The following is a 16,089-nucleotide window of genomic DNA, read 5'->3' as shown; positions in this document are numbered from 1 at the left end:
GTCGGTTAACGCTTGCTGATTTGGTCGAAGGTGCCACCGTTGGAGAAGTGCTCTTTCTGAGCTTTTGTCCAGCCGCCGAACTCTTCGTCGATGGTATACAGCTTCAGTTTAGGGAAGGCGCTTTCGTATTTTTTCGCAACGTCCGCATTACGCGGGCGATAGTAATTCTTCGCGGCGATTTCCTGCCCTTCCGGAGAGTAGAGATATTTCAGATACTCTTCTGCGACTTTCTGAGTGCCTTTCTTATCAACCACTTTGTCGACAACGGAAACAGTAGGTTCAGCCAGGATGGATTCGCTTGGGGTGATAATTTCAAACTTATCTTTGCCCAGTTCGTTGGTAGCCAACAACGCTTCGTTTTCCCAGGCAATCAGCACATCGCCAATACCGCGTTCAACGAAAGTGTTCGTTGAGCCACGAGCGCCGGAATCCAGCACTTCAACGTTTTTAAACAGCGCCTTCACGAAGTCCTGTGCTTTGGCCTGATCGTTGTTGTTGTGGTGCAGGGCATAACCCCATGCGGCAAGATAATTCCAGCGGGCGCCGCCAGAACTTTTCGGGTTCGGGGTGATAACGGAAACGCCAGGCTTAATCAGATCGTTCCAGTCATGGATCTGTTTTGGATTGCCTTTACGCACCAGGAATACGATGGTGGAAGTGTATGGCGCGGAGTTATCCGGCAGGCGTTTAATCCAGTTTTTATCAATACGGCCGCGCTCAGCAATGGCATCGACATCATAAGCCAGCGCAAGGGTAACAACGTCTGCTTCAATACCATTGATCACCGAAGTCGCTTGTTTACCCGAGCCGCCGTGGGACTGACGCACCACTACGTCATCACCGGTTTGCTGCTTCCAGTGAGCGCTAAAGGCTTTATTGTATTCTTCGTATAATTCACGCGTCGGATCATAAGACACGTTAAGTAACTGGATGTCCTTCGCCAGGACGCTCGAAGACGCCAAAAGTAATGTTAAACCCACTCCCCACTTGTTCATCGCACGCTCTCTTATATGTAGTTTGATGAACTCAGCCTGCCAGAAACTTATCCAATGATTAAAGAATAAAAAAAGATTGGCTATAACTATTAGAAATATACAGGCGTATAAAAAAAGCCGGGGTTTCCCGGCTTTTTGCATACTTACTCAGTACAGTTTTTTCGCGCAGTCCAGCCAGTCACCTTTGAATGGACGCTTCATGTTTTCGATAGCGTCGATGATATCGTGGTGAACCATTTTCTCGTTCTGAATACCTACGCAGCGGCCGCCGTGACCTTGCAGCAGCAGTTCAATGGCGTAAGCGCCCATACGGGAAGCAAGGATGCGATCATAGGCGACCGGAGAGCCGCCGCGCTGGATATGGCCCAGTACGGTTGCGCGCGTTTCGCGGCCCGTTTCGGTTTCGATGTATTTTGCCAGCTCGTCGATGTCGCAGATGTGCTCGGTAATCGCAACAATAGCGTGCTTTTTGCCTTTCGCGATACCGGCTTTAATTTCGGCAACCAGGTCTTCCTGATTGAATTCCACTTCTGGCAGAACGATAAATTCACAGCCACCCGCGATAGCTGCAGCCAGGGTCAGGTCGCCGCAATAACGACCCATGACTTCAACGATAGAAATACGCTGGTGGGAAGAAGAGGTGTCACGCAGGCGGTCAATCGCTTCAACAACGGTTTCCAGCGCGGTGAAATAACCGATGGTGTAGTCGGTACCCGCTACGTCATTGTCGATGGTGCCTGGCAGACCGATGCATGGGAAGCCCATTTCAGTCAGACGCTTAGCGCCCATGTAGGAACCGTCGCCGCCGATAACAACCAGCGCATCGATACCGCGTTTTTTCATGTTCTCAATCGCCACGGCGCGAACGTGTTCTTCACGGAACTCAGGGAAGCGAGCAGAGCCCAGGAAAGTGCCGCCACGGTTGATCATGTCGGACACGCTGTAGCGGTCCAGGTTGATCATGCGATCTTCATACAAACCGAGATAGCCATCGTAAATACCAGCTACTTCCAGACCTTCCGACAATGCCGCACGAACCACGCCGCGAATCGCGGCGTTCATGCCCGGCGCATCACCGCCACTCGTCAACACACCAATTTTTTTGATCATGACTACCTCTGAACTTTGAATGCAAAATAAATCCTGTTGCCGGAAACAGCCTGCGAGCAAACCGAGGCTTCGACTCTGCTGCAAATAGTATATCAACCGCTTCCAGCTGAATTGATTCAGGTCAGGCCATATGGCGGTAATTTACCCATAAAACGCTGCCCATGTCTGCTTTTCTACAACGATAAACTAAAGCTCAAAATGCCCTTGCCGCTCCGATGGAACGACCGAGCAGGGATCCTGATGAATGATCACATCCGAACCGGGGAAGTGATGCAGAATCGCCTGTTCCACCTGTTCAGCGATAACATGCGCCTGAACCAGCGGTAAATTGTCTTCCATTTCGATATGAAGCTGAATAAAGCGGGTCGGCCCTGACTGCCGCGTACGTAAATCATGTGCTCCTCTGACGCCCGGCCATGAAGTAACGATATCAATAATGGCCTGATGCTCAGTTTCCGGTAACGCACGATCTAAAAGGGATTGCACGGCCTCGTGGCCCATGCGAACAGCGTTATACAAAATATAGACGCCAATCCCTAATGCAAACAATGAATCAGCGCGATGCCAGCCATACCAGGATAACGCCAGCGCGATAAGAATCGCGCCGTTCATCATAACATCAGACTGATAATGAAGCATATCCGCACGAACGGCCTGGCTTTGCGTTTTTCGCACCACCCAGCGTTGAAAAGTCACGAGAATTAGCGTGCTGAACAGGGCGATTACGGTGACGACGATCCCCACAAAAGGCTGTTTCATCGGCGCTGGATCGGCCAAGTGTTGGATGCCGGTTAAAAACAGGAATAGCGCTGAGCCTGAGATAAACATGCTTTGCGCCAGCGCCGCCAGGGATTCTGCTTTACCGTGCCCGAAGGTATGCTCTTCGTCCGCAGGCTGCAGCGAATAGCGCACAACGAGAAGGTTGGTTAGCGACGCAGCAATATCAACCAGTGAATCAACCAGCGCCGCCAGAATACTGACAGAACCGGTATACCACCAGGCGAAAATTTTAATCAAAAGTAACAGCGACGCCATCACCGTCGCAGCGATCGCCGCGCGGCTGACCAACTGCCCATACTGTTGATTCATAGGGGCTCCAACAAATTAATGCTGGCTAGTATAGCGGATTCGTCCGATCTCTCAGGCAAAAAAAACCCCGCCGTGGTAGGCGGGGAAGACAGGGATGGTGTCTATGGCAAGGAAAACAGGGTTTGTTACTGGTTACTACGGGTATTGCTACTACTCAGTGCCTGCAGCGAAGACATTCGCTGCAAATCCGCCAGTTCACGAAACTGATTCATGCGCTGTTGGTGTTTGTTATTCAAAACGGCTTGCTGCTCAGGCGTTAACAGGCGGTACATTTGGTTGCGCACTTTCGCCATTTCTACCTGGCGAGCAACCTGTTCCTGTGCCATTTTTTCTGCCTGAGTGCGAACCGCCGTTTCGTCAAAATTTTCTGCGGTGACCAGATTATGCATGGCCTCCATTTCGCGAACGTTCACGGGTGGGCTATCATGCCTTGCACGCTGCATCAGATCGCGCATCTGCTGGCGTTGCTGTTCAGTTAAATTAATGCCGTCAAACATTTGGCTCTGAACACTGTTACGCTTTACTAGCTCTTCGCCCGGATGCCAGTTATCGCTGGTCGATAAATCTGCGGCCTGGCTGGCTAGCGTTACGAGCGCCAGTGTTGAGGCCATGACGGCAGCGGTAACATTGCGCATCACTTGCTCCCAAAATCTTGTGTGCTGCGATTCAACGAGAGCCAGTCTACGATTCCCGCTGCAAACTAGCGTCAGGGGGTGTAAAACAACGTAAAGTCATGGATTAGCGCGCCTTGATGACGTAATTTCTGCCTCGGAGGTAATTTAACAATGAATAAAATTCTGCTAGTTGATGATGACCGAGAGCTTACTTCCCTGTTAAAGGAACTGCTCGACATGGAAGGTTTTAACGTGATTGTCGCGCACGACGGCGAACAAGCGTTAGAGCTTTTAGACGACAGCATCGACCTGTTATTGCTCGACGTGATGATGCCAAAAAAGAACGGCATCGATACTTTGAAAGAGCTACGCCAGACACATCAGACTCCTGTCATTATGCTTACCGCGCGCGGAAGCGAGTTAGACCGCGTGCTCGGCCTTGAATTGGGCGCAGATGACTATCTCCCTAAACCGTTCAACGATCGTGAACTGGTGGCCCGCATACGCGCTATTTTGCGCCGTTCGCACTGGAGTGAACAACTGCAAAACAGCGATAGCGGCTCGCCAACGGTGGACGTTGATGGATTAAGCCTCAATCCTGGTCGCCAGGAAGCCAGCTTTGATGGCCAGGCGCTAGATTTAACGGGTACAGAATTTACCCTGCTGTATCTGTTAGCTCAGCATTTAGGCCAGGTGGTTTCACGCGAACATCTTAGCCAGGAAGTTTTAGGTAAACGTTTAACGCCGTTTGACCGCGCCATTGACATGCACATCTCCAACTTGCGCCGTAAATTACCCGATCGTAAAGATGGGCATCCGTGGTTTAAGACGCTGCGTGGCCGTGGATATTTGATGGTGTCCGCTTCATGATAAGTAGCCTTACCGCGCGTATTTTTGCCATCTTCTGGTTGACGTTAGCATTAGTGTTGATGCTGGTACTGATGCTGCCAAAACTGGATTCGCGTCAAATGACCGAACTGATGGAAAATGAGCAACGTCAAGGCATTATGATTGAGCAGCATGTCGAGGCGGAGCTTGAAAACGATCCGCCTAACGACCTGATGTGGTGGCGCCGCCTGTTTCGGGCCATTGATAAATGGGCTCCGCCAGGACAACGCCTGTTGCTGGTGACCAGCGAAGGGCGAGTGATTGGTGCCCAGCGCAACGAAATGCAGATTATCCGTAACTTTATCGGCCAGTCTGACAACTCCGATCATCCGCAGAAGAAAAAATATGGCCGGGTTGAGTTAGTAGGACCATTTTCTGTTCGCGATGGGGAAGATAATTACCAGCTCTATCTTATCCGCCCGGCCAGCAGTTCCCAGTCCGACTTTATTAATCTGCTGTTTGACAGGCCGCTTCTGCTGCTGATCGTCACCATGCTGGTCAGCTCCCCGCTGCTGTTGTGGCTTGCGTGGAGCCTCGCAAAACCCGCGCGCAAGTTGAAAAATGCGGCTGATGAAGTGGCGCAGGGAAATTTACGCCAGCATCCTGAACTGGAAGCAGGCCCGCAAGAATTCCTTGCTGCCGGAGCCAGTTTCAACCAGATGGTGACCGCCCTGGAAAGAATGATGACAACGCAGCAAAGGCTGCTGTCGGATATCTCCCATGAATTGCGCACGCCGCTTACACGCCTGCAGTTGGGTACGGCCTTGCTGCGCCGTAAAAGCGGTGAAAGCAAAGAACTTGAACGTATTGAAACCGAAGCGCAGCGTCTGGATGGCATGATTAACGATCTTCTGGTGATGTCCCGCAATCAACAGAAAAACGCGCTGGCGAGCGAAACCATGAAGGCAAACCAAATCTGGTCGGAAGTGCTGGATAATGCAGCCTTTGAAGCAGAGCAGATGGGGAAAACGCTGGAGGTCACCTACCCGCCAGGCCCATGGCTAATGTACGGTAACCCAAACTCGCTGGAAAGTGCGCTGGAAAATATCGTTCGCAACGCGCTGCGTTATTCACACACTAAAATCGCGGTGAATTTCTCGGTTGATAATCAAGGCATTACCGTCACCGTTGATGATGACGGCCCGGGCGTTAGCCCGGCGGATCGCGAGCAAATTTTCCGTCCGTTCTACCGCACCGACGAAGCACGAGATCGTGAATCCGGCGGTACTGGTTTAGGACTTGCCATCGTTGAAACAGCGGTTCAGCAGCATCGTGGTTGGGTGAAAGCCGAAGACAGCCCGTTGGGTGGTTTGCAATTGATTATCTGGCTGCCACTCTACCATCGCAACTAGCCGTTACCTCTGCCAGGCCCCTCGGGCCTGTTTTCCTTCCCGCTACAAATTTTGCTATTCTGCGCCCCTCGTCTTATGGGGGTTATATGCTGAATATCGTGTTATTTGAACCTGAAATTCCACCTAATACCGGGAATATCATCCGTCTTTGTGCCAATACCGGTTTCCGGTTGCATATTATCGAGCCAACGGGTTTTGGCTGGGATGATAAGCGATTGCGTCGTGCTGGTCTGGATTACCACGAATTCGCCGCCGTTAATCGTCATGCGGATTACAACGCATTTCTTGAAGCGGAAAACCCGCAGCGCCTGTTTGCCTTAACAACAAAAGGCACGCCCGCACACAGCGCCGTTAGCTACCAGGAAGGAGATTATCTGGTGTTTGGCCCGGAAACTCGTGGCCTGCCGATGACGATTCTGGATGCGCTGCCTGCCGAACAAAAAATTCGTATCCCAATGATGCCGGACAGCCGCAGCATGAACCTATCGAACGCGGTATCTGTAGTGGTGTATGAAGCCTGGCGCCAGCTCGGTTATCCTGGCGCCGTGCTGAGAAGTTAAATGCCGTCGCCGTATTCAAAGCCGTTATTGGCACCGTTGAAGTGCTGATCCATATCGATCGCCGGTTTGTCGCTTTCAGGCTTGCCAACGATACGTGCCGGTACGCCAGCAGCCGTGGTATGCGGTGGAACAGGCTGCAATACCACTGAACCTGCGCCTATTTTCGCACCACGTCCAACCTCAATATTGCCGAGGATTTTTGCCCCGGCGCCAATCATAACGCCTTCGCGAATTTTTGGATGACGGTCGCCACTGGTTTTCCCGGTACCGCCAAGGGTAACCGATTGCAGAATCGACACGTCGTTTTCTACAATCGCTGTCTCACCAATCACGATACCGGTAGCGTGATCGAGCATAATCCCACAGCCAATTTTCGCCGCCGGGTGGATATCGACCTGGAAAGAGACGGACACCTGGTTTTGCAGGAAAATCGCCAGCGCCCGACGCCCTTCGTTCCACAACCAGTGGCCAATACGATAGGCCTGCAGCGCATGGAAACCTTTCAGATAGAGTAGCGGGGTTGAATATTTGTCTACCGCCGGATCGCGGGTGCGCACTGCCTGGATATCGCAGGCGGCGGAGGCGATCATCTGCGGTTCTGCCGCATAGGCTTCTTCCACGACTTCACGTATGGCGATGGCTGGCATAATCGGTGAGGCCAGCTTGTTAGCCAGCATATAACTCAGAGCGCTACCAAGATTTTCATGTTTCAGGAGAGTTGCATGATAAAAACTGGCCAACATTGGTTCACAATCGGCAAGCGCTCGCGCTTCGGCTTTAATGTTGTTCCACACCAGATCCAGTTCTTCAGACGACATTGCTCTCTCCAGACAGAAAACAGCGTCCGGCACGGGACCGGAGCGCTTCAGTAATTGCGGTTGTGTTGTTCCATCATTCGCAACTGCGTCAGTTGCTGCTCCGTTCATCCTTGCGCGTTCTACCAAGCAGAGTTAATGCTGCCTCGCGAGCGTTTTTTCCGCAATATAATACCTGATAAATTTCCTCGGTTATTGGCATTTCGACGCCAAAACGCGCCGCCAGCTCCCGCACTTCTTTCGTATTACGGTAGCCTTCAACCACCTGGCCGATTTTCTGTTGTGATGCATCCACGTCCATTCCCTGCCCCAGCATCATGCCAAAGCGACGGTTACGGGATTGGTTATCGGTACAGGTCAGCACCAGATCGCCAAGACCGGCCATGCCCATAAAGGTTTCAGGATCGGCGCCTAGCGCAGTGCCAAGACGAGTCATTTCGGCAAGCCCGCGAGTAATCAGCGCGGTACGCGCATTCGCACCAAAACCAATGCCGTCGGACATGCCTGCGCCAATCGCAATAACGTTTTTCACCGCACCGCCGAGCTGAACGCCGATAAAATCTGGATTGCTGTAAACGCGGAAGCTTTTGCCGCAGTGCAGCAATTGCTGAAGATCCTGCGCGAAACTTTCGTCGGTTGCCGCTAAAGCAATTGCCGTAGGCAAGCCAGCGGCAAGCTCTTTGGCAAAGGTTGGACCGGAAATAACCGCAAGCGGAACGCTTTCCCCCAACGCTTCTCGTGCAACGTCCTGCAACAGGCGGCCGGTTTCAGCTTCCAGGCCTTTGGTTGCCCAAACTACCCGCGCGTCCGGGCGCATCAGCGGTTTGATTTGGCGTAATACCTGACCAAAGACATGGCTCGGAACGACTACCAGAATATTGCGGCTTGCCAAAAGCGCAGTGGCTAAATCGCTTTCGAGATGAAGCGTATCCGGGAAGGTAACATCAGGGAGGAATGCAACGTTACAGCGATCGGCCTGTAAGGTAGCAATATGTTTTGGATCGTGGCCCCACAGGACAACATGGTGGCCGTTTCTTGCCAGTGTGATAGCAAGAGCGGTGCCGTAAGAGCCGGCACCGATCACAGTCATTGAAGCATTAAGGCTGTTCATCAGGCATCCTGATGGTTTTCAGCACCTTCGCCAGATTGCTGCTGCAGATAGCTCATGAACAGCGCATCGAAGTTAACCGGTGCAAGGTTCAGTTGCGGGAAGGTACCACGAGAAACCAGGCTAGTGATTGCTTCACGCGCATACGGGAACAGGATGTTCGGGCAGTACGCACCCAGGCAGTGTGCCATTTGCGTGCCTTCGATACCGCCGATGGAGAAGATGCCTGCCTGCTGCACTTCGCACAGGAAAGCGGTGTCTTCACCCAGAGTTGCGGTCACGGTTACGCGCAGCACAACTTCATATACATCGTCCGCCAACTGGCTGGACGCGGTATCCAGATCCAGTTTAACTTCCGGCTGCCAGTCTTTCTGGAAAACATGAGGCGCATTTGGCGCTTCAAAAGAGATGTCCTTGGTGTAAACGCGCTGAATCTGGAAAGCCATTTCTGTGTTGTTTTGTTCTGACATTTTTAAACCCTTAAAAAATTAATACGTCCTTTGTTTATCCGCGACTAACGGCAGATAAACCGCGCTATCGCAGCAGGGAATCGAGTCCACCACGTGCTTCAAGCGCATACAAGTCATCACAGCCGCCAATGTGCTGTGCATCAATAAAAATCTGCGGCACCGTTGTACGACCACTGCGCTTGATCATCTCTTCCCGTTTAACGGCATCGCCATCAATAGGCAATTCCTGGAAAATTACCCCTTTGCTGCTGAGCAAATCTTTTGCACGGTGGCAAAAAGGACAGGTCGCTTTGGTATAGATTTCAATATTCGCCATGGCTTACCTCAGAATACACTCAGATTATTTACCGCGAACCAGCGGCAGGTTTTCTCCGCTCCAGCCAGCAATACCTTCTTTTAGCAAGGTAACCTGCTCGAAACCGGCTTTTGTCAGCAATGCTGCTGACTCCTGAGAGGAAACGCCGTTGCCGCAAACCACGATAACCGGCTTAGCTTTGTGTTTTTCCAGCTCACCCAGGTTGCCGCTTTTGATTTCATTTGGCAGCACGTTGAGTGAGTTCGCGATATGGCCCTTGCGGTAGTCATCACGCTGACGCACATCAACCACAACAGCATCTTCTTTATTAATTAAACGCGTGGCTTCACCACGAGTAATTACCTTCACCTTTGAGGTTAATCCCTTAAAGGTCATAAAAAGCACGGCGGCCAGTAAACCAACCCATGCCAGACTAAGTATGGGATGACGACCAACGAATTGCATAATTTCTTGCATGGGGGGTGATAACTCCCGACTAAGTAATATGAAAAAAACCAGGCAAGGAGTATACCTTCGCATTGTGGCAATTACAGCCAGTCAGCATGATGTATTGTGGATTCTGCGTGCTGTTACGAAAAAAATGACTTTGCCCGGGATAAACCGGCCGTCATCCGGCCCCTTTCTTTGATCTTCTGCGGCTATTTCCTCTGGTACCTGTAGTAAAATTACGCAAATTTTTTGTCTTTGACTTAGAGGTTGTTGCAATGTCGGCTACTAAAAAACCTATGGTTCTGGTGATTCTGGATGGTTACGGCCATCGTGAAGAGCAGCAGGATAACGCCATACTGAATGCTAAAACCCCGGTTATGGATAACCTGTGGGCCCAACGCCCGCATACCCTTATCAACGCATCAGGTCTGGAAGTGGGCCTGCCTGACGGGCAGATGGGTAACTCCGAAGTGGGTCACGTAAATCTCGGCGCTGGCCGTATCGTTTATCAGGATCTGACCCGGCTTGATGTTGAAATTAAAGAACGTACTTTCTTCGCAAACCCGGTGCTGACCGCAGCTATTGATAAAGCCGTCGCGGCTGGCAAAGCTGTACACATTATGGGCCTCGCTTCTGCTGGCGGCGTTCACAGCCATGAAGAGCACATCCTGGCGATGATCGAACTGGCCGCAGAGCGTGGTGCGCAAGCCATCTATCTGCATGCTTTCCTTGATGGTCGCGATACTCCGCCGCGCAGCGCAGAATCTTCTTTGAAGAAGTTCGCTGACAAATTTGCCGCTCTGGGCAAAGGCCGCGTGGCTTCAATCATTGGGCGCTACTTTGCCATGGACCGCGACAACCGCTGGGACCGCGTGGAGCTGGCTTATGACCTGATGACTCAGGCTAAAGGCGAATACCAGGCAGCTAATGCTTTGGCTGGCCTGGAAGCCGCTTATGCCCGCGATGAAAACGACGAATTCGTTAAACCAACCGTGATTCGTGCAGAAGGCGAAGCTGATGCGGCAATGAACGATGGCGACGCGCTGATCTTTATGAACTTCCGCGCTGACCGCGCTCGCCAGATCACCCGTGCATTCATAAATGCTGATTTCGACGGCTTCGCACGCAAAAAAGTCGTGAAATTCGGTGATTTCGTGATGCTGACCGAATACGCAGCCGATATCAAAACTGCCTGCGCATATCCACCGGCGTCCCTGACCAATACTTTTGGCGAGTGGATGGCAAAGCACGACAAAACCCAGCTACGCATTTCCGAGACTGAAAAATACGCTCACGTAACCTTCTTCTATAACGGCGGCGTAGAAGAGCCGTTTGCCGGCGAAGACCGCGTGCTAATTAATTCGCCAAAAGTGGCGACTTACGACCTGCAACCGGAAATGAGCTCTGCAGAATTGACTGAAAAATTACTGTCCGCCATCAACAGCGGTAAGTACGACGCCATCATCTGTAACTATCCAAACGGTGATATGGTCGGTCATACCGGCGTTTATGAAGCAGCGATTTCTGCTGTTGAAGCGCTGGATAATTGTATTGCACAGGTTGTTTCCGCTGTAGAAAAAGCAGGCGGTCAACTGCTGATCACCGCTGATCACGGCAACGCAGAGCAAATGCGCGACCCGGCAACAGGTCAGGCCCATACCGCGCACACCAGCCTGCCGGTACCGTTGATTTATATCGGCGAACGCAGTGTGAAAGCATCAGAAGGCGGTAAGCTTTCGGATATCGCACCAACCATGCTGAGCCTGATGGGCATGGAAATCCCGCAAGAGATGACTGGCAAGCCGCTGTTCATCGTGGAATAATCCTTCCCCATGAGGGGAAAGGCGATTTTTTCAATAACATGGGTCGTGAAACCGAAGCGGTTTTCAGTCAGACCCATTCTCTACGCCAGCGTACTTAGCGCTGGCGTATTGCTGTGCCCTTTTTCCAGCCATGCGGATGACAGCGCCCAACTAAAATCCATCCAGCAGGATATCGCAGCCAAAGAGCGTGCGGTACGCCAGCAACAGCAGCAACGCTCGGCCCTTCTCGCGCAGTTAAAGGAGCAGGAACAGGCAATCGCTGCGGCAAGCCGTAAATTACGCGATACGCAAAACACCCTCGCCACGCTTAACCGCCAGATTGATATCATGAACGCTTCCCTCGTGAAGCTGCAAAAGCAGCAGGCTTCTCAGGAACGTAACCTGGCGGCTCAGCTTGATGCGGCATTCCGGCAGGGGCAGCATACGGGAATTCAACTGATACTCAGCGGCGAAGAGAGCCAGCGCGGTCAGCGCCTGCAGGCGTATTTTGGCTATCTGAACGCCGCCCGCCAGCAGACCATTGCAGAATTAAAACAAACGAAGGCGGAAGTCGACGAGCAAAAAGCGACGCTTGAAGCCAAACAGAGCGAGCAGCAAACGCTGCTTTACGAACAACAGGCTCAACAGGCTAAGCTTGAGGCAGCACGCAACGAGCGTAAGAAAACGCTTTCCAGCCTGGAATCCTCTATCCAGCAGGATCAGCAGAAGCTGGGTGAAATGCGCCAGAACGAATCCCGTCTGCAGAATCAAATAGCCCGTGCCGCGGCGGCGGCCAAAGCGCGCGCAGAAAAAGAAGCGCGGGAAGCTGAGCAAGTACGTACTCGCCAGAAAGAAGCCGCCAGCAAAGGCAGCACTTACAAGCCAACGCAGGATGAACGTTCGTTAATATCCCGAACCGGCGGCCTTGGGTCGCCGAGGGGCCAGGCGTTCTGGCCGGTGCGCGGTTCTCTGCTGCATCGTTATGGCGAACAACTGCAGGGTGAGCTACGTTGGAAAGGTATCGTTATCGCAGCGGGTGAAGGAACAGAAGTAAAAGCCATCGCTGACGGACGCGTGATTCTCGCCGACTGGCTCCAGGGCTATGGTCTGGTTGTGGTGGTAGAACACGGTAAAGGCGATATGAGTTTGTATGGCTACAACCAGAGCGCGCTGGTGAGCGTTGGTTCGCAGGTACGAGCCGGACAACCCATCGCGCTGGTGGGTAACAGTGGTGGTCAGGGCCGCCCGTCACTCTATTTCGAAATTCGTCGCCAGGGCCAGGCAGTCAATCCACAACCGTGGTTGGGAAGATAAGTTTTGCTTCAATTTCGTCACGTTGTTTTTTCTCTCGCCTGCGCGTTAACGCTGGCCACTCCCGTTTATGCCGGCAAGCTGGCGATCGTCATTGATGATTTTGGTTATCGCCCGCAGCAAGAGAATCAGGTTCTCGCCCTGCCATCCAATGTGTCCGTCGCTGTTCTGCCCAACGCTCCGCACGCCCATGAAATGGCGACTAAAGCCCATAATGCGGGACACGAAGTGCTCATCCACTTACCGATGGCACCGCTTAGCAAACAGCCGCTGGAAAAAGATACCCTACGTCCGGAAATGAGCAGCAGCGAGATCGAGCGCATTATCCGCGACGCCGTCGATAAAGTGCCCTACGCCGTGGGTTTAAATAACCATATGGGCAGCGCCATGACTTCAAGCCTGTTCGGGATGCAAAAAGTGATGCAGGCGCTGGATCAGTACAACCTTTATTTTCTCGACAGCATGACCATCGGCAACAGCCAGTCGATGCGTGCCGCAGCGGGAACAAAAGTCAAAGTCATCAAGCGGAAGGTATTTCTCGACGATACGCAGAACGAAGCCGATATCCGTTTCCAGTTTAACCGCGCTGTTGCGCTCGCACGCCGTAACGGATCGGCCATTGCCATTGGCCATCCGCATCCAACAACGGTGCGAGTATTACAGCAGGTGATTTACAGCCTGCCGCCGGATATTATGCTGGTACGCCCCAGCAGCCTGTTGCATGAGCCGCAGATAGATACCTCCACGCCGAACAACGCGCTCCCGGGCAAACCCGGCAAGCCAGCAGAACAACCGCGCAATCCATTTAGCGGCGTGAAGCTTTGCAAGCCTAAAAAACCGTTGGCTCCGGTCTATGCTACAACCTACTTCGCGGTGCTTAGCGATAGCATCAGCCAGAGCACCCTGGCGAAATATATACAGCATCAGTGGCAAGGCTGGGGAACCAGCACGCCACGGTCCTGAAATTTCACAAGGCCACAAAAACACGGCGTATAAACCTGCGTTCTGAACACTTATAATGCCGGCTGATTAACACAACAGGGATCCGGGCTTCAATGACGCAACAACGGCGCAAAATTCTCCTGCTGGATAACGGTAAAGAGTGGGGAGGCGGCACCAACAGCATGCTGGAGCTTCTCAAACGCATCGACCGCCAACGATTTGATATCACGTGTTGCTTCTACTACAACTACGCGCGTGGAGAAGGTGAAACCATTGAGCAGGTGCTTAACGGCATCGGAATTCCGGTTATTTTTCTTCCGCAAACCGGGCAACCCCTGTGGGCGAAAATCAGCAAAGAAACGGCCCGTGCATTTGTATTCTTCAGTCGTTCAATGCGCAAGAAAGTCGCTGAGGTCATAGATAAACAGTGGCGCATCAACCCTAATGCGAAGCGCATACGCGACCTGCTGCAACGTGACGGCTACCAAATTCTCTATATGAACAACCAGCCGGGTTCCAACATGGAAGGCTATCTCGCAGCATTCGACCTTGAAGTCGCTGTCGTGCAGCATTGCCGGATTGAACCCGTCATGACAGAACAAATTACGCAGACGGTCAATCAAACAGCCCAGGCGGTAATCGCCGTTTCCCATGGCGTTGAGCGTGTTCTGATCCAAAATGGCGTGCATAAATCGCTATGTACTACCGTTTCCAACGCGATTGATATCCACCAGCCTTTGCCGGATGGAAAAGCGATGCGTGAAGAGTTGGAACTGGATGAAAACACTTTTGTGTTCGGCAGTATTGGATCGCTTATCCCACGCAAATCCTGTCATCACACGCTTGAGGCGCTGCATCGCTTTCATCAGCAGCACCCTGAAGCTAAATGGAAGTTTTTGCTGGTTGGCGAAGGCCCGGACAGAGATAAATTGCAGCAACAGGCGAACGGCTATGGCTTTGCCGATCGCGTCATATTCACCGGTTTTCGCAATAATCCTCTCGATTATCTCGCAGCTTTTGACGCATTTATTCTGGCTTCGAAAAGCGAAGGCCTGCCCCGTGTCGTACTTGAATCCATGCTGCTCAGGACCGTTGTTATCGGCTCGAACGTTACCGGCACAGAGGAATTAATTGATTCCGGCCGTACCGGTCTGCTTTACCCTTATGGCGATGTTCTGGCGCTGGCGGCGCATCTGCAGGCGGTATGGCAGGATAGCGCGTTACGTGATGTCCTCACTCAGCAAGCCCATCAGCGTGTAATTGATAATTATGCGATAGAACATTATGTTGCCGGCGTCGAAAACGTTCTCGGCGCAGTGAAACCAAACCGGAATAACCATGTTTAAATTTCTGAATGCAAAATATCGTCATATTAAGGTGCGGCATAATATCCCTTATCAGGAGCCAGCTTCAGGTTCAAACGCTGTGCCAGTAACATCGATTGTTATTCCTTGCGCTGGCGCGGATTACATAGAAGAAGGCTTACTTTCGGCGACGTTCGCTGCGTGTTTCGCCCCGGATGTTGAAGAGATAGTCATTGTCTCCGACCGTCCGGCAGAGGAATTTGGTGAATTACCGCCTAAAACTCGCGTAGCCACTCTTGATTTACCGCAGCGCGAAGAAGGCTATCGCTACAAACAAATCTATCTAAGCCGATTGATTAAACTGAACGCTCCCTTGCAGGCGCGTACGGACGGCATTTTGATGATCGATTCCGACCTTAATCTGCTACAAATGCCGACGTTTAAAATAGAAGAGCAGCATATCTATTCCAGTTTCCGCCAGGGGAAAATGATCGCCAAGCTGGACGGCGCACCCGCCGAAAAAGTTCCGGCTTATTATAGAGATACGGTGCGTCCTTACATTGTCGATCATGTAAACGGTGCATTTTTGGCTGCGACGCGCAAAACCTGGCGCCGTATTTGCCCTTTATGGCTGACATTATTCCAGGATACCTGGGAACTAATGGACGACAGCCAGCCGCCTACAGATCAGCTACCGCTGGCCGCGTTGCTGGATATGCTGGATATACGAACGGTTAATCTGGGCGACTGGATGAACTGGCCGGTGTCGAAGAAAATCGGCGGCACGCCGTCTGTAATCCCTAAACCCGTTGTTGGCGCGCACGGCGGTTTTCCGCTGTCGGAATGGCAGAAGTATCTTGCCTCGCCTGATAGCGAGCTGCTGTTTAAGGGGCAGGATTACACGCGTAAAGTGCGTTATCTGACGGATGCTGAAAAGAAAACCGCCAGCGAATAATAACTTAAGTGAATAGTAAAAAGGCCGGT

17 protein-coding genes are annotated in these 16,089 nt (G+C 52.1%); 8 read left to right on the top strand and 9 right to left on the bottom strand.

Annotated elements, in window-relative coordinates:
* Nucleotides 1–5: 5 nt before the first annotated feature.
* The 4 genes from MUA00_RS03305 to cpxP all read right to left on the bottom strand — a co-directional run bounded on the left by MUA00_RS03305 (nt 6) and on the right by cpxP (nt 3,829).
* The gene (locus MUA00_RS03305; RefSeq protein WP_271121654.1) at nt 6–995 is read right to left on the bottom strand and encodes a sulfate ABC transporter substrate-binding protein; all 990 of its coding nucleotides are present in this window, start codon (nt 993–995) and stop codon (nt 6–8) included.
* Nucleotides 996–1,142: 147 nt separating this feature from the next.
* Nucleotides 1,143–2,105: a 6-phosphofructokinase gene (gene pfkA, locus MUA00_RS03300; protein WP_271121655.1), complete on the bottom strand. Its 963-nt coding sequence runs from the start codon at nt 2,103–2,105 to the stop codon at nt 1,143–1,145.
* A gap of 186 nt (nt 2,106–2,291) precedes the next feature.
* On the bottom strand, nt 2,292–3,194 hold the full coding sequence (fieF, locus tag MUA00_RS03295) for a CDF family cation-efflux transporter FieF (protein WP_271121656.1): 903 nt from the start codon (nt 3,192–3,194) through the stop codon (nt 2,292–2,294).
* A 125-nt stretch (nt 3,195–3,319) separates the two neighbouring features.
* Nucleotides 3,320–3,829, bottom strand: a complete 510-nt coding sequence (gene cpxP, locus MUA00_RS03290) for a cell-envelope stress modulator CpxP (RefSeq protein ID WP_271121657.1) — start codon at nt 3,827–3,829, stop codon at nt 3,320–3,322.
* Between the two features lie 150 nt (nt 3,830–3,979).
* Here cpxP and cpxR point away from each other — a divergent pair, with 150 nt between their 5' ends.
* The 3 genes from cpxR to trmL all read left to right on the top strand — a co-directional run bounded on the left by cpxR (nt 3,980) and on the right by trmL (nt 6,608).
* The gene (cpxR, locus tag MUA00_RS03285; RefSeq protein WP_271121658.1) at nt 3,980–4,678 is read left to right on the top strand and encodes an envelope stress response regulator transcription factor CpxR; all 699 of its coding nucleotides are present in this window, start codon (nt 3,980–3,982) and stop codon (nt 4,676–4,678) included.
* Nucleotides 4,675–6,048 (top strand): envelope stress sensor histidine kinase CpxA, encoded by a 1,374-nt coding sequence (gene cpxA, locus MUA00_RS03280; RefSeq protein ID WP_271121659.1) that lies wholly within the window; start codon nt 4,675–4,677, stop codon nt 6,046–6,048. The genes cpxR and cpxA overlap by 4 nt, the downstream gene beginning before the upstream one ends.
* A gap of 86 nt (nt 6,049–6,134) precedes the next feature.
* The gene (gene trmL / locus MUA00_RS03275) at nt 6,135–6,608 is read left to right on the top strand and encodes a tRNA (uridine(34)/cytosine(34)/5-carboxymethylaminomethyluridine(34)-2'-O)-methyltransferase TrmL (RefSeq protein WP_271121660.1); all 474 of its coding nucleotides are present in this window, start codon (nt 6,135–6,137) and stop codon (nt 6,606–6,608) included.
* Here the strand turns inward: trmL and cysE are convergent.
* The 5 genes from cysE to MUA00_RS03250 all read right to left on the bottom strand — a co-directional run bounded on the left by cysE (nt 6,605) and on the right by MUA00_RS03250 (nt 9,773).
* On the bottom strand, nt 6,605–7,426 hold the full coding sequence (gene cysE, locus MUA00_RS03270) for a serine O-acetyltransferase (RefSeq protein WP_271121661.1): 822 nt from the start codon (nt 7,424–7,426) through the stop codon (nt 6,605–6,607). The genes trmL and cysE overlap by 4 nt on opposite strands.
* An 88-nt stretch (nt 7,427–7,514) precedes the next feature.
* Complete coding sequence (gene gpsA / locus MUA00_RS03265) at nt 7,515–8,534, bottom strand: NAD(P)H-dependent glycerol-3-phosphate dehydrogenase (RefSeq protein WP_271121662.1); 1,020 nt, start codon at nt 8,532–8,534, stop codon at nt 7,515–7,517.
* A complete protein-coding gene (gene secB, locus MUA00_RS03260; RefSeq protein WP_121266219.1) occupies nt 8,534–9,001 on the bottom strand; it encodes a protein-export chaperone SecB in 468 nt (155 codons plus the stop codon). The genes gpsA and secB overlap by 1 nt, the downstream gene beginning before the upstream one ends.
* Before the next feature lie 64 nt (nt 9,002–9,065).
* Nucleotides 9,066–9,317, bottom strand: a complete 252-nt coding sequence (gene grxC, locus MUA00_RS03255) for a glutaredoxin 3 (RefSeq protein WP_271121663.1) — start codon at nt 9,315–9,317, stop codon at nt 9,066–9,068.
* 24 nt (nt 9,318–9,341) lie between these two features.
* The gene (locus tag MUA00_RS03250; protein ID WP_271121664.1) at nt 9,342–9,773 is read right to left on the bottom strand and encodes a rhodanese-like domain-containing protein; all 432 of its coding nucleotides are present in this window, start codon (nt 9,771–9,773) and stop codon (nt 9,342–9,344) included.
* A 248-nt stretch (nt 9,774–10,021) separates the two neighbouring features.
* On the opposite strand from MUA00_RS03250, the gene gpmM reads away from it, so the two are divergent.
* From gpmM to MUA00_RS03225, 5 genes are all read left to right on the top strand, one after another.
* A complete protein-coding gene (gpmM, locus tag MUA00_RS03245) occupies nt 10,022–11,569 on the top strand; it encodes a 2,3-bisphosphoglycerate-independent phosphoglycerate mutase (protein ID WP_271121665.1) in 1,548 nt (515 codons plus the stop codon).
* A 9-nt stretch (nt 11,570–11,578) separates the two neighbouring features.
* On the top strand, nt 11,579–12,862 hold the full coding sequence (gene envC / locus MUA00_RS03240) for a murein hydrolase activator EnvC (RefSeq protein ID WP_271121666.1): 1,284 nt from the start codon (nt 11,579–11,581) through the stop codon (nt 12,860–12,862).
* A gap of 3 nt (nt 12,863–12,865) precedes the next feature.
* On the top strand, nt 12,866–13,822 hold the full coding sequence (locus tag MUA00_RS03235) for a divergent polysaccharide deacetylase family protein (RefSeq protein ID WP_271121667.1): 957 nt from the start codon (nt 12,866–12,868) through the stop codon (nt 13,820–13,822).
* A gap of 92 nt (nt 13,823–13,914) precedes the next feature.
* Nucleotides 13,915–15,147, top strand: a complete 1,233-nt coding sequence (locus MUA00_RS03230; protein WP_271121668.1) for a glycosyltransferase — start codon at nt 13,915–13,917, stop codon at nt 15,145–15,147.
* Nucleotides 15,140–16,060 (top strand): hypothetical protein, encoded by a 921-nt coding sequence (locus tag MUA00_RS03225; protein ID WP_271121669.1) that lies wholly within the window; start codon nt 15,140–15,142, stop codon nt 16,058–16,060. Before MUA00_RS03230 ends, MUA00_RS03225 begins: the two co-directional genes overlap by 8 nt.
* Nucleotides 16,061–16,089 lie beyond the last annotated feature (29 nt).

This window comes from Dryocola boscaweniae, from assembly GCF_025215095.1.
In the GTDB taxonomy this organism is placed as follows: Bacteria; Pseudomonadota; Gammaproteobacteria; order Enterobacterales; family Enterobacteriaceae; genus Dryocola; species Dryocola boscaweniae.
The sequence above is the reverse complement of the archived record's forward strand: the minus strand, read 5'-3'. Positions and strand labels throughout refer to the sequence as shown.

Coding starts and splice junctions, on each gene's coding strand:
- cysE (WP_271121661.1), bottom strand. CDS start 7,426: ATGTCGTCTGAAGAACTGGATCTGGTGTGGAACAACATTAAAGCCGAA.
- trmL (WP_271121660.1), top strand. CDS start 6,135: ATGCTGAATATCGTGTTATTTGAACCTGAAATTCCACCTAATACCGGG.
- envC (WP_271121666.1), top strand. CDS start 11,579: ATGAGGGGAAAGGCGATTTTTTCAATAACATGGGTCGTGAAACCGAAG.
- gpsA (WP_271121662.1), bottom strand. CDS start 8,534: ATGAACAGCCTTAATGCTTCAATGACTGTGATCGGTGCCGGCTCTTAC.
- grxC (WP_271121663.1), bottom strand. CDS start 9,317: ATGGCGAATATTGAAATCTATACCAAAGCGACCTGTCCTTTTTGCCAC.
- gpmM (WP_271121665.1), top strand. CDS start 10,022: ATGTCGGCTACTAAAAAACCTATGGTTCTGGTGATTCTGGATGGTTAC.
- cpxA (WP_271121659.1), top strand. CDS start 4,675: ATGATAAGTAGCCTTACCGCGCGTATTTTTGCCATCTTCTGGTTGACG.
- MUA00_RS03230 (WP_271121668.1), top strand. CDS start 13,915: ATGACGCAACAACGGCGCAAAATTCTCCTGCTGGATAACGGTAAAGAG.
- pfkA (WP_271121655.1), bottom strand. CDS start 2,105: ATGATCAAAAAAATTGGTGTGTTGACGAGTGGCGGTGATGCGCCGGGC.
- secB (WP_121266219.1), bottom strand. CDS start 9,001: ATGTCAGAACAAAACAACACAGAAATGGCTTTCCAGATTCAGCGCGTT.
- MUA00_RS03225 (WP_271121669.1), top strand. CDS start 15,140: ATGTTTAAATTTCTGAATGCAAAATATCGTCATATTAAGGTGCGGCAT.
- cpxP (WP_271121657.1), bottom strand. CDS start 3,829: ATGCGCAATGTTACCGCTGCCGTCATGGCCTCAACACTGGCGCTCGTA.
- fieF (WP_271121656.1), bottom strand. CDS start 3,194: ATGAATCAACAGTATGGGCAGTTGGTCAGCCGCGCGGCGATCGCTGCG.
- MUA00_RS03250 (WP_271121664.1), bottom strand. CDS start 9,773: ATGCAAGAAATTATGCAATTCGTTGGTCGTCATCCCATACTTAGTCTG.
- MUA00_RS03305 (WP_271121654.1), bottom strand. CDS start 995: ATGAACAAGTGGGGAGTGGGTTTAACATTACTTTTGGCGTCTTCGAGC.
- cpxR (WP_271121658.1), top strand. CDS start 3,980: ATGAATAAAATTCTGCTAGTTGATGATGACCGAGAGCTTACTTCCCTG.